13 protein-coding genes are annotated in these 13045 nt (G+C 45.1%); 12 read left to right on the forward strand and 1 reads right to left on the reverse strand.

What is annotated here, in order from left to right; all coding sequences use genetic code 11:
• Positions 1 to 405: 405 nt before the first annotated feature.
• From HFP08_RS24475 to HFP08_RS24520, 10 genes are all read left to right on the forward strand, one after another.
• Entirely contained in the window at positions 406 to 1185 is a 780-nt protein-coding gene (locus HFP08_RS24475) for a YidC/Oxa1 family membrane protein insertase (protein WP_168123260.1), read from the forward strand.
• Positions 1182 to 1805: an RNA-binding cell elongation regulator Jag/EloR gene (gene jag / locus HFP08_RS24480; protein WP_168123261.1), complete on the forward strand. Its 624-nt coding sequence runs from the start codon at positions 1182 to 1184 to the stop codon at positions 1803 to 1805. Before HFP08_RS24475 ends, jag begins: the two co-directional genes overlap by 4 nt.
• Before the next feature lie 94 nt (positions 1806 to 1899).
• Positions 1900 to 3279, forward strand: a complete 1380-nt coding sequence (gene mnmE / locus HFP08_RS24485) for a tRNA uridine-5-carboxymethylaminomethyl(34) synthesis GTPase MnmE (protein ID WP_168123262.1) — start codon at positions 1900 to 1902, stop codon at positions 3277 to 3279.
• Positions 3280 to 3293: 14 nt separating this feature from the next.
• A complete protein-coding gene (gene mnmG, locus HFP08_RS24490) occupies positions 3294 to 5183 on the forward strand; it encodes a tRNA uridine-5-carboxymethylaminomethyl(34) synthesis enzyme MnmG (protein ID WP_168123263.1) in 1890 nt (629 codons plus the stop codon).
• Positions 5183 to 5902, forward strand: a complete 720-nt coding sequence (rsmG, locus tag HFP08_RS24495; RefSeq protein ID WP_168123264.1) for a 16S rRNA (guanine(527)-N(7))-methyltransferase RsmG — start codon at positions 5183 to 5185, stop codon at positions 5900 to 5902. The genes mnmG and rsmG overlap by 1 nt, the downstream gene beginning before the upstream one ends.
• 522 nt (positions 5903 to 6424) lie before the next feature.
• Positions 6425 to 7243 carry a nucleoid occlusion protein gene (noc, locus tag HFP08_RS24500; RefSeq protein WP_168123265.1) on the forward strand — a complete coding sequence of 273 codons (819 nt, stop codon included), beginning with the start codon at positions 6425 to 6427 and terminating at the stop codon, positions 7241 to 7243.
• Between the two features lie 417 nt (positions 7244 to 7660).
• A complete protein-coding gene (locus HFP08_RS24505) occupies positions 7661 to 8434 on the forward strand; it encodes a ParA family protein (RefSeq protein ID WP_168123266.1) in 774 nt (257 codons plus the stop codon).
• Positions 8415 to 9266, forward strand: coding sequence for a ParB/RepB/Spo0J family partition protein (locus tag HFP08_RS24510; RefSeq protein WP_168123267.1), 852 nt, complete (start codon positions 8415 to 8417; stop codon positions 9264 to 9266). The genes HFP08_RS24505 and HFP08_RS24510 overlap by 20 nt, the downstream gene beginning before the upstream one ends.
• 196 nt (positions 9267 to 9462) lie before the next feature.
• On the forward strand, positions 9463 to 10632 hold the full coding sequence (locus HFP08_RS24515; protein ID WP_168123268.1) for an aminotransferase class V-fold PLP-dependent enzyme: 1170 nt from the start codon (positions 9463 to 9465) through the stop codon (positions 10630 to 10632).
• Positions 10633 to 10693: 61 nt separating this feature from the next.
• On the forward strand, positions 10694 to 11131 hold the full coding sequence (locus tag HFP08_RS24520) for a DUF4446 family protein (protein WP_240941838.1): 438 nt from the start codon (positions 10694 to 10696) through the stop codon (positions 11129 to 11131).
• 44 nt (positions 11132 to 11175) lie between these two features.
• Here the strand turns inward: HFP08_RS24520 and yyaC are convergent, their stop codons facing one another.
• Positions 11176 to 11784 carry a spore protease YyaC gene (gene yyaC, locus HFP08_RS24525; RefSeq protein WP_168123270.1) on the reverse strand — a complete coding sequence of 203 codons (609 nt, stop codon included), beginning with the start codon at positions 11782 to 11784 and terminating at the stop codon, positions 11176 to 11178.
• A 117-nt stretch (positions 11785 to 11901) separates the two neighbouring features.
• Here yyaC and HFP08_RS24530 point away from each other — a divergent pair, with 117 nt between their 5' ends.
• Together HFP08_RS24530 and HFP08_RS24535 are read left to right on the forward strand one after the other, a co-directional pair.
• Positions 11902 to 12144: a putative Se/S carrier protein gene (locus HFP08_RS24530; RefSeq protein ID WP_168123271.1), complete on the forward strand. Its 243-nt coding sequence runs from the start codon at positions 11902 to 11904 to the stop codon at positions 12142 to 12144.
• Between the two features lie 44 nt (positions 12145 to 12188).
• Positions 12189 to 13043 (forward strand): mechanosensitive ion channel family protein, encoded by an 855-nt coding sequence (locus HFP08_RS24535; RefSeq protein ID WP_240941839.1) that lies wholly within the window; start codon positions 12189 to 12191, stop codon positions 13041 to 13043.
• Positions 13044 to 13045: the final 2 nt, after the last annotated feature.

Raw genomic sequence — 13045 nt, forward strand, 5'->3', positions numbered from 1 at the left:
TGAAACGCCGCAACCTCGCGGGAGAGCGCCGAAAGCGTTTCGCCTTGCTTGTTTCTTTGTGGTACAAATTATGGTATAGTCTATCTTGAATTAGATATGTAAACGACTGTCTTCCGCCTTCTTTAACATATAGGAAAGGATATCAATTTATGATACTTGCTCTATATGTCTCCGGTACCGTTTTTCGCTAAGTATGCTTACTTGTGCAGCTACAGAAAAGACGGGAATGAAACGCGTCCCACCGCCAAAAGACGGCATAACCGTTTCACCTTGACACATAGGAAAGTATATATAGTTATTCATACTTTCTCTATATGTTGCGAGAAACGCATCGTCCTCTTTCAGAGACGACGAAGTGGTTTCTTCTCAGGCTATAGAATTTCGTTGCATTAGAGAGGAGATTTAATGTTGTTTCGTAATGTAAACCGAAAATGGTTGACCGTGATTTCCCTTATCGTGCTTATGGGAATTCTCGCAGGCTGCGGCAACGCTTCCAGCCATACTGCACAAACAGAGGATCTGCATAACGGGAACTTCTGGGAGAAAAACGTTGTTTATTATTTCGCGAAATCACTCGATACATTCGCTGATTGGTTCGGCGGTTCCTATGTGCTTGCGATTCTAACTTTAACGATTATTGTTCGTTCATTGATTCTGCCGCTTACAATCAAGCAGGTTCGAAGCTCCAAGGCGATGCAGGCTTTGCAGCCGCAATTGAACGAGATCAAAAAGAAGTATAAGGACGACAGGCAGAAGCAGCAGGAAGAGACGATGAAGCTTTTCCAAGCGAATAAGGTTAACCCGATGGCAGGCTGCTTGCCGCTCATCATTCAAATGCCGGTTTTCATTGCGCTCTACAATTCGATTAACTGGAATGAGAATATTCGTTTGGAGAAGCTTTTCGGTTTTGTACTTGGCGAACCAAGCCCATGGTACTTCTTGCCGATCCTTGCGGCGCTCACCACCTTTGTTCAATCGAAGATGATGCAGAAGCAACAAACTCAGGCTATGCCCGGCATGGCCATGATTATGACGATATTCCCTGTATTGATTTTTGTCATGTCATTGTCGTTCCCGGCAGCGTTGCCGCTGTATTGGGTATTCAGTAATTTGTACACAATCATACAAAATTACTTCTTATATGTGCGTTCCTCTAACAAGGGTAAGGAGGTCCTTGCAAAATGAAGAAAATCGTTGCATCGGGTAAGACGATTGACGATGCTGTACGAAATGGGTTAACACAATGGCAAGTTACGAAGGATCGCGTAAAGATTGACGTGCTGGAGCAGCCGTCTAAGGGGCTGTTCGGATTGCTTGGCGTTAAAGCAGCCAAGGTGGAGCTGGAGCTTATACCTGATGCTATCGAAGAAGCCGAGCAATTTCTTCTCGAAGTCGCGCGTACAATGGGACTGCAGGTAAGTATAGATCGCAAGCAGACGAAAGAAGGAACGTTGTTGTCCGTATCGGGGAGCAGTGATCTTGGCATGCTGATTGGACGCCGGGGCGGGACGCTTGACGCTTTGCAGTACTTGATTAATATTGTGGCCAACCGTTATTCCGACAGTCATCTTCGTATCGTTCTTGATGCAGAGGATTTTCGAGAGCGCAGGCGCAAGACTTTATCGGAGCTATCCGATCGTCTCGCGGGAAGAGTGATTCGCACGAGGAAAGAGGTTGTCCTTGAGCCCATGACTCCGCTCGAACGCAAGGTTATTCATTCGCAATTACAGAATCATCCGAAGGTACGAACGTTCAGCAAGGGCGATGAGCCGAATCGGCGCGTTGTCATCGCATTGCGCTCCTAAATGTTCGTTGGAATCGGAGAGACATAGAAGCAGATTGCAGCAGTGGCTCTTAATGGTCATTGCTGTTTTTCCATTTGAGAGGTGCTGATTGTACATGGTACAGGATACAATCGCGGCAATCTCCACTGCGGTAGGAGAAGGCGGAATCGCCATTATTCGAATGAGCGGAGACAATGCGATCAACTGTGTAGACCTGATATTCGATTCAAAAAAAAAGCTGAGAGATGCTGACAGCCATACGGTGCATTACGGACATATTGTTCATCCTGTAACGGGGGAGAGGATCGAGGAAGTCATCGTGACGGTCATGAGAGGTCCTCGATCCTTCACCGCGGAGGATGTCGTAGAGATTAATGCTCATGGCGGCGTTATCGCCGTTAAGAAGGTGCTGGATACAGTGCTCGAGCTGGAAGGCGTTAGAACGGCTGAGCCAGGCGAGTTCACAAAGAGAGCCTTCCTGAATGGAAGGATAGACTTGATGCAGGCTGAGGCGGTTATTGACCTGATTCGCTCGAAATCCGATCGGGCCTTCTCCGTTGCGAGAAAGCAGGCGGAAGGAACGCTTTCGAAGCAGATTAAAGCGCTTAGAGGCACAGTTATCGAGCTGTTAGCCCATATTGAAGTGAATATTGATTATCCCGAGCATGATGTAGAGGCGATGACGAGCGCCTATATCCGCGAGCAATGTCAAGCCGCAATTGGGGAGTTGGATCGATTATTAAAGACTGCCAATGATGGCAAACTATTGCGTGAAGGCATCGTTACGGCAATCGTCGGCCGGCCGAATGTCGGCAAATCATCGCTGATGAATATGCTTACGCAAGAGAATCGGGCGATTGTCACCGATATCCCGGGTACGACGCGCGATGTGATTGAACAGTTTGTTACGATTAACGGCATTCCGCTTCGTCTCCTTGATACGGCAGGCATACGCGAGACGAGCGACATTGTGGAGCGCATCGGCGTAGAGAGATCCCGCAACGCGCTTCAGGACGCGGATTTGATCTTGTTCGTGCTTAACCATAATGAACCGCTTCATGCGGATGACAGGCTTCTGCTGGAGCAGTTGCAAGGCAGATCCATGATTGTCATCGTGAATAAGACCGATTTGCCCGGCGCCTTGGATAGTGAAGCGCTAATGAAATTTGTGCCGAAGGGACAAATCGTAAGAATGTCTATGGCGGAAGAGAGCGGTCTCGACCGGTTGGAGGCCGTTATTCACGACATGTTTTTCGAAGGTGAGCTTGAAGCGAATGATATGACATATGTCAGCAATGTTCGACATATTTCTTTGTTAAAGCAAGCGAAGCAATCGATGGAGGATGCGATTGAAGCAACTTACACCGGCATCCCGATTGATGTCATACAGATCGATGTGCGTTCCGCATGGGAATCGCTTGGAGAAATTCTTGGAGATGAAGCTGGAGATTCGCTTATTGATCAGATATTTTCGCAGTTCTGTCTCGGAAAGTAGGGAGGTTTAAGAAAATGAGTTATTTGGCTGGTGAATATGAGGTCATTGTAATTGGAGCCGGACATGCAGGATGTGAGTCTGCGCTTGCTTCAGCGAGAATGGGCTGCGAGACGCTGCTTCTCACGATTAATTTGGACATGGTCGCATTCATGCCCTGCAATCCGTCCATTGGCGGTCCGGCGAAAGGGCATGTCGTGCGGGAAATTGATGCTCTCGGCGGGGAAATGGGCAGGAATATCGATAAAACATTCATTCAAATGAGAATGCTCAATACGGGCAAAGGTCCGGCCGTTCACGCGTTGCGCGCTCAAGCCGACAAGTTCTCTTATCAGCATACAATGAAGAAGACGATTGAAGAGACGCCGCGTCTTACGATGCGCCAAGGGATGGTCGAGGAGCTGATCGTAGAAGACGGAATCTGCGTAGGCGTACTGACCAAGTCCGGTGCAGAATATCGCGCGAAGGCTGTCGTAGTGACCACTGGCACCTATCTGCGCGGCAAAATTATTATGGGCGAGCTGATGTATGAGAGCGGTCCGAACAACCAACAGCCGTCTGTGCGTCTGTCGGCAAGCTTGAAGGAGAATGGACTTGAGCTTATTCGCTTCAAGACGGGCACGCCGCCTCGTGTTCATAAGGATTCCATTGATTTCTCGAAGACGGAAATTCAGCCAGGGGATGAGAAACCGAAATTTTTCTCCTATGAAACGAAATCTTCCGACAATGAGCAGCTTCCATGCTGGTTAACGTATACGTCGGAATCGACCCATACGATTATTAACGATAACCTGCATCGGGCGCCGATGTTCTCGGGAGCGATCGAGGGAACAGGACCGCGTTATTGTCCTTCCATTGAGGATAAGATCGTAAGGTTCGCCGATAAGCCTAAGCATCAGATATTCCTGGAGCCGGAGGGCAAGCATACGTCGGAATATTATGTGCAGGGACTTTCCACTTCGATGCCTGAGGATGTTCAATTACAGATATTACGTTCTATCCCAGGTATGGAAAAAGTTGAGATGATGCGCACCGGTTACGCGATTGAATATGATGCGATTGTTCCAACACAGCTATGGCCTTCCCTGGAGACGAAGATAATTAGTGGATTGTTCACAGCCGGTCAAATTAACGGAACCTCCGGTTATGAGGAGGCTGCGGGCCAAGGAATAATGGCGGGCATTAATGCTGCTCGCAAAGTGCAGGGTAAAGAGCCTGTTATCATTGGCCGTTCGCAAGGCTATATCGGTGTCATGATCGATGATCTTGTGACAAAGGGAACGAACGATCCTTATCGATTGTTAACATCAAGGGCGGAATATCGTCTGCTGCTGCGACATGATAATGCGGATCTTCGCTTGACGCCGCTTGGTCATGAAATCGGTCTAATTTCAGATGCGAGATATGAAGGTTTTCTTCGTAAGAAAGAGCTTGTGGAGATGGAAGTGGAACGCTTGCGAAATACGAAGGTTAAGCCTGAGGATGTCAATTCTATGCTGGAAGGGGCTGGCTCCGCTCCAGTTAGCCAGGGCGGAGATATTCTGTCGCTCCTTCGCCGTCCGGAAATTACGTATGCTCATCTTGCTTCTGTCGCTCCCACGCCTTATGAATTAACGGAGGAAATGAGGGAGGGTGTCGAAATTCAAATTAAATACGCCGGATATATCGAAAAACAACTTCTTCAGGTGGAACGACTCAATAAAATGGAGAAAAAGAAAATTCCGGATTCGATTGTATATGATGAAGTAAGAGGGTTGGCATCTGAAGCCAATCAGAAGCTCAATCTCATTCGTCCATTATCAATAGGGCAAGCATCGCGAATTGCAGGTGTAACTCCGGCTGATATTTCGATACTGCTGGTATACCTGGAGCATTATAATCGCGTTACGGCAGCAAGAGGTTCCTAATGGATCAAACCTTACATTGGTTTAATAGCTGCTTGGAGGAGAGAGGAATTATGCTCTCTCCTCTTCAATTGGAGCAATTCGAACGTTATTACGAGTTATTGATCGAGTGGAATGAACGAATGAATTTAACCGGAATTACCGAGAGGGATGCGGTATATGAGAAGCATTTCTATGATTCCATTTCGTTAGCTTTCTTTATGAATATGGAAGAGATTACTCGTTTGGCCGATATAGGCTCAGGAGCAGGATTTCCGAGCATACCTTTGAAAATTTGCTATCCGCATCTACAGATAACGATCGTTGATTCCTTAAATAAACGTATTCAATTTCTGAATCATCTTTGTAACGAATTGAAATTGGATCAAGTGCTTTGCTTGCATAGTCGGGCAGAAGATGCCTCAAGAAAACCAGAACATAGGGATTGTTATGATGTTGTAACGGCCAGAGCGGTAGCCAGACTTCGCGTGTTAAATGAATTTTGTCTTCCTTTCGCAAAGCCAGGAGGGATTTTCGTTGCTATGAAGGGATCTCAGCTCCATGATGAATTGAAGGAAGCCGATTTCAGTTTACATGAGCTTAAAGGAAAACTGATGAAGCAATTTGATTTTGAACTGCCGAATGAAAAATCAAAACGTCATTTCGTATTTATATCCAAATCTGCTTCAACGCCTAAAAAATATCCCAGAAAATCAGGAATGCCGTTAAAACAGCCTTTGTAATGGGTTATTGCGAAAATATGTTTCACGTGGAACATTGATTGATGCCTATTGTGGTTCCCGACTACCTTTGAAATGCAAACTTAATATATACAGACCGCGCTGCAGTATTGAAAATCATGCAATATTCACAATCATGAGGCTTGTCAAGCAGGATTTTATTGCTAATCAGTCGAATTTAGAAGTATGCAGACTGAATATGAGTGATTCTTCTCTGAAGCTTTTTTACCACAAATGGAATTTATAAGTTTTCAAGCATTCGAAAACGAAAGTTCTGTTTGGCGATAAATCCTACATCTAAACGCGGTCACTCAACTCTGAAAGGCCTCGATAGAGGGGTTCTCAAAAGTATTTGGAATCTGTTGTCTTCATTTAGTCGGTAAAGCTGCTGAATATGAATCTATATCGTTTCAACTTGATACGCTGTAAAATTTCCTATCAGGTATGAGTTGGTCTATTTCTTCGAATAATGATCCATGCTGAAAGGCAATGGGTTTATCACATGACCGGGTGGTAGTAATCGATATGAAAGAACAAATTTCTCGTTTGTTCGGATTATCCGAACAACGCATGCCGCAAGAAGAAGTTCGTCAAATTCCAATTTCTGAAGTGGACACAAGTCCATTTCAGCCTAGAACCGTGTTCGATGATGATCGTATTGAGGAATTATGTCAGACTATTCGAACCCATGGCGTTATTCAACCTATTGTTGTACGCATGCGAAATAATCGTTATGAAATTATTGCTGGAGAACGCCGGTGGAGGGCAGTGACCAAGCTGGGTTATGATACGATACCCGCTATCGTGCGTGAATTCAATGATTCACAAACGGCATCCATTGCGCTCATTGAAAATCTGCAGCGTGAAGGTCTGACTGCTGTTGAAGAAGCGGTAGCCTACCAAAAGCTGATTGAACTGCATGATTTGACGCAAGAAAGCCTGGCGCAGCGCTTGGGAAAGAGTCAATCTACCATTGCTAATAAACTCCGATTGCTAATGTTGCCGGAAACGATTAAAATTGCATTAATGGATCGTAAAATAACGGAACGTCACGCTAGAGCATTGCTTTCCTTGGACAATGAGGAACAACAGTTGAAATTGCTTGAAGAAATCATTGCGAAGGATCTGAATGTGAAGCAGACGGAGATGCGAATTGCTTTTCTGAAGGAAACGGAGAAGAATAAGAAGGCGAAACGAATTTCCTTCACCAAGGATGTTCGCCTCGCTCTTAATACGATTCGACAATCAATTGATATGGTGAATGGATCAGGCCTCAAAATTAAGACAAATGAAAAGGATTATGAGGATCATTACGAGATTACGATTCAGATCCCAAAACGCTGAATAAGAACGACCATATGGAAAAATGATGCCGCCTTCATTGAAGGCGGCGATGCATTTTTAAAATATGGGAAAGTATATCATTTCGATATACACTCTATATTTCTCCAGATACCGTTTTCGTTGAATATGCTGCTTGTTTGTGCGACTTCAGAAAAAACGGTAATGAAACGCGCCGTGCCGCCAAAGGACGGCGTACACGGTTCACCTTATATAAAGGGACTCAGGTGCATCTTGCTCTAGTAAAGCGCGTTTCACCTTACAACAATCAATGAAAGACTAGAAACTGAAATTCATTTGGCGATTAAACCTGTATTTCATTGGATTTGAATAACCATCGTACACTGAGACGATCAATTTTAATAATTCGAGAATATAGGTTTCCTCCGACAATAGTTTCACATTTGAGGTGAGTTGGGTTTGTCGAAGATAATAGCAATTGCGAATCAAAAAGGTGGTGTCGGTAAGACAACTACGTCTGTAAATTTAGCTGCATGTCTTGCTTCTCTGGGAAGGAAGGTGTTGTTGGTAGATATCGACCCGCAGGGTAATACGACTAGTGGACTTGGGATTAACAAAGCCGACGTAGAGAATTGTATCTATGACATTCTCATAGATGATGTTCATCCGAAGGAAGCAATGGTGGAAACAATGGTGCATGGTTTGACGGTTATACCGGCTACCATTCAACTTGCTGGAGCCGAAATCGAATTGGTTCCAACGATTTCTAGAGAGCATCGTTTGAAAAAATCTCTGCAGCTGATCAAGGATCAATTCGATTACATTCTTATCGATTGCCCGCCTTCCCTTGGCATACTGACGATTAACTCTCTTACAGCAGCAGACTCCGTGTTGATACCAATTCAGTGTGAGTATTACGCATTGGAGGGTTTGAGCCAATTGCTAAATACGGTTCGACTTGTACAGAAACACCTGAATACATCATTGCAAATTGAAGGCGTCTTGCTTACCATGCTCGATGCAAGAACAAACTTAGGTATTCAAGTGATTGAAGAGGTTAAAAAATATTTTCAACAAAAGGTCTATCAAACCATTATTCCAAGAAACGTACGTCTCAGTGAAGCTCCGTCGCATGGTCAAGCGATTATAACTTATGATCCAAGATCCAAAGGCGCTGAAGTATATCTAGAACTTGCGAAGGAAGTGATTACTTATGAACAAGCGGCTAGGTAGAGGTCTTGATGCGCTTATTCCATCGCTTTCTGTGAATGATGATGATAAGGTAATTGAAATCACCCTTAACCAGCTAAGACCTAATCCCTATCAACCCAGGAAAACATTCGACGAGGATTCAATTAAAGAACTGGCGGAGTCGATTAAGCAACACGGTATCATTCAACCAATCATCGTTAGATCTGTGCTTAAAGGCTTTGAAATCATAGCAGGAGAACGGCGGTTTAGAGCATCGCAATATTGCGGGAACGCCACGATACCTGCTGTAGTTCGGAATTTTACAGATCAACAAGTAATGGAAATCGCACTTATAGAGAATCTGCAGAGAGAGGATCTTAACGCTATTGAAGTAGCGATTGCGTACCAATCTTTAATGGATAAATTCAAGCTTACACAGGAAGAGCTGAGCTTGAAGGTGGGGAAATCGAGATCGCATATCGCCAACTTCGTAAGACTACTGTCGCTTCCTGAAGAAATCAAGGACAATGTTTCACGTGGAACATTGTCAATGGGACATGCAAGAGCATTGGTGGCCATTAAGGATGCTAAGACGCAGAAGCAATTGGCGGAAGCGACTGTTGCATCCGAATGGAGTGTGCGGGAGCTTGAGGATGCCGTGCAGAGACTGGATGTTAAGCCGAATGAGGTTCAAAAAACTCCGAAGCAGAAAAAGAGAGATCCCTATATTGACTCTTTGGAAGAATCACTGAGAGAACGATTTAAAACAACAGTGAAGATTAAGCAACAAAAGGATAAAGGGAAAATTGAACTGCAATACTACAATAAGCAGGATTTGGAACGGCTGTTGGAGCTGCTTCAACGACTGGCGTAAGCGTGGAGAGAATTAGAGTTTCGACGATTGAATGCTCGAGTAAGTGAATAAGAAGTTAAAATTATAGAATGCGAAGGGATCTGTTGTATCGATAAAGCATGAACAATGGCATGTCTAAGTTGTAATCCTGAAGTCGAAGGATTAAACTAAGATATGCCATTGTTATGTATAGACAAGGAAATAAGGAGGTCGAAGCATGGAGAACGAACGAAAATTGATTTATCTGGATCATGCCGCTACATCATGGCCGAAGCCGCCCCAAGTGCTGGATGCTGTAATGAACGCCATGCGTCAAGACTCAGCTAATCCGGGAAGAGGCAGTCATGCCATGGCAGTGCGCGCAAGTCGTGTCTTATTCGATACGAGAAAGCAGCTTGCCAAGCTGTTCCATATAAAAAATCCTAATGATATCGCCTTTGCTTCGAATACCACGATGGCTTTGAATATGGCAATTATGGGGTGGGTGAAGCAAGGAGATCACATAATAACAACCTCGCTTGAGCATAACTCCGTAAGAAGGCCGCTATATATGCTGGAGAAACAATTAAAGATTGAAGTTGATTATATTAAAGGCGATGAGCGCGGCGTTATAAATCCGCTCGATATAGAACGTGCAATAAAAGGAAATACAAGCATGATAATTGTCAATCACAGTTCAAACTTGCTCGGGTCGATTGCCCCAGTAAGTGCAATCGGCGAGATAGCTCGAAAGCATCAAGTGAAATTATTAGTCGATGCCGCGCAAAGCGCGGGAATCATTCCGATTGATGTAGCTTCAATGGGGATTGATCTGCTGGCCTTTCCAGGGCATAAAGGCTTGCTTGGCCCACAGGGTACAGGCGGGCTCTATATAGCTCCCGATTTGGAACTGATGCCGTTGTTGTATGGTGGAACAGGGAGTCAGTCGGAGACGCCTCTACAGCCGTCTGTAAGACCTGATCGTTATGAGGCGGGGACGCAGAATACCCCGGGGCTTGCGGGGCTTCAAGAGGGCGTCAAATATGTATTGAATGAAACGGTAGAGAAAATCCATGCGAAAGAATGGACGTTGACGCAACGTATGATGGAGGGGTTGATTCGACTCTCCGGCATCCAGCTTATCGGGCCTTCGTTGGGAGAAGAAAAAACGGGGATTGTCTCCTTTGTCGCAAACGCTATCGACCCGTCCGAGCTTTCCTTTATACTGGATCAGCATTATGGAATAGCTGTAAGGGCAGGCTACCATTGCACACCGCTTGCGCATGAGTCTGCCGGTACATCGTTAACGGGTGCTATTCGGGTAAGCGTGGGCATATATACAACAGAAGATGATGTAGACGCATTGCTTGCCGCCATGAAAGAAATAGTGTCGCATTACGGGGAATAGGGGATGAAGTTCGCAGATGGATGAATGGATAAACGAGCCTGCTGCAATAGGCTGTGCTGTGATGGCAATACTGTTAGTAATCGGATTCGTATGGGTGATGAGGTTAAACGGCAGACTAAAGGAACTTCGAAAGCAATATCTTGAAGTGATGGGGAATACGGGCGTTGATAATCTGGAAGATGTTATTGGCGATATGAAGCGAAGAATCGATGAGCAACAGCAGTACACAGAGAAGCTTGAAGAGAAGGTTGCGGAGATGTCCAAATTATTGCCAAAGCTGAAAAGCAAAGTCGGCACAGTTCGTTACAATGCATTCTCGGATGGAGGCAATGATCTTAGCTTCTCCATTGCAATTGTGAGCGAGGAGAAGGATGGAGTTGTATTCTCGGGTCTGCATAGCAGAGATAGCACATATGTATATGCGAAACCTGTCGAACAAGGAGCTTCCTCATATCCTTTAACGCCAGAGGAACGCTCCGCAATCGATAAAGCGAAATAGGGAAGAACGACAACAACTGGTTGCTTTAATAGAGGAGACAGTTTTCAAGAGAGATCAGTAGCCGCAGTCTGATCTCTTGTGGAGGCCGAGACGCCCTTATAGCCGGCAATTGCTGTGAACAAGCCTAGCGATATAATGTCTGACATACGCATGACGAGATGCAGCCTTGTATTCTGGAGTACGAAGTATTCCATAAAGCCGCCAACGTTGACAATACCGGTAATGTGAATATCTCCAACAGGCGGCAAATCTTTGTTCACGCCGGCTCCGGGACGAACAGGGCCTTCGCCGATCTGAATGCAGCCAACGCTCGAAACTTGGCCAAGGCAGGCATCGATGCCGATGACGAATGGATTTGTGAATGAAGCTTGAATTGCTGAGAGAGTTTCATCCAGGTTCATAGCGTGAACAGGCTCTTCCAGAGTGCCGTAAAGATGAAAGTGAGGGCTTCTGAATTTCGAAAGGGAAGTTCCGATTAATGGTCCTAAAGCGTCGCCGGTCGATCTGTCGGTGCCGATACAAATAATGACGATGGGTCGATCCTTACCTAATTGATCAAGATATCCATTTAACCGATTCACTAGCAGTGATGTGATGTTGGATGTTGTATAGGGCAATTTGAAAGGCGCGTCTTTCATAAATGGAAGCTTCATAGAAACCCTCCCCGATGACTCTTATATGATACTAGTATATGGATGAAACTTGCTTTTTATACGTATAATACTTCGGTATAATGAATGTAAGGCAAGTTAGAATACAGGGGGCTTTCCATGTTAATCGCATTTGATTCCACACAACAGGCATTGCGGGCGGAAATGCTGCTCGAATATGCCGATATTGAAATCGATATTTGTCCCACGCCTAAGGAAATAACAGCTGGCTGCGCCTTGTCTATTCATTTTCCGGAAGAGGATCTCACAGCAGTGAGCGGCGTTATAGAACAAGAGAAGGTAGAGATTCGAGGCATATTCAAGCCTGTGCAAGACGGGTATGTATTGATTGACAGGTGTTAAATCATTTTCAAACGGAGAATGTATGAAAACGGAGATGATGACGGGTGCATTATCTGTTGGAAAAATCAACGGAATGGTTTGACATGGAAAGCATGTGGAGCGATTTCGGTTATACGGTTATTCGAATTGCAGCGATTCTAGTTGTAGGTAGAATTCTTATCTGGATATTGCATAAGTCGGTGAATAGAATCGTTATTGATCGGGCTAGCAAGCGGCCCCCCAATCAAGCCAGACGAATGACGACGGTTGGCAAGCTAATGAAAAATGTGACATCCTACGTAATCTATTTCATAGCTGGAATGCTAACGCTGTCTGAGATTGGTTTGGATCTGGGGCCGTTGCTGGCAGGGGCAGGCGTGGTCGGAATTGCGATCGGTTTCGGGGCGCAAAGCTTGGTTAAGGATATCCTGACCGGATTCTTCATCATTATGGAAGATCAATTCGCTGTTGGCGATGTGATTCAAACAGGTACCTTCAAAGGTACAGTGGAGATGATAGGATTACGAACGACACGCATTCAAAGCTGGACCGGCGAAATTCACATTGTGCCGAACAGCACGATAGGCGCTGTTACAAATTTCTCTGTAAGCAATTCGTTGGCTGTGCTGGATGTATCCCTTGCTTATGATGCCGATATCGAGCATGCGACAAGAATTATTACGGAAACAATGCATGAGCTGAAAAGTGAAAATGTGGTAAAAGAGCCAGAGGTGCTCGGAATCGTGTCACTGGAATCATCGGCAGTCACGATAAGAATCATTGCAGAATGCTTGCCCAATACCCAGACAACCGTTGCAAGATTGATGAACAAAGTGGTTAAAGAAGCATTCGATCATCACGGGATAAAGATGCCGTATCCGAAAATCGTCACATTCAAAAATTCGATAGAGGGAGCGTAAGC

This window comes from Paenibacillus sp. HB172176 (assembly GCF_011947265.1).
GTDB lineage: Bacteria > Bacillota > Bacilli > Paenibacillales > Paenibacillaceae > Pristimantibacillus.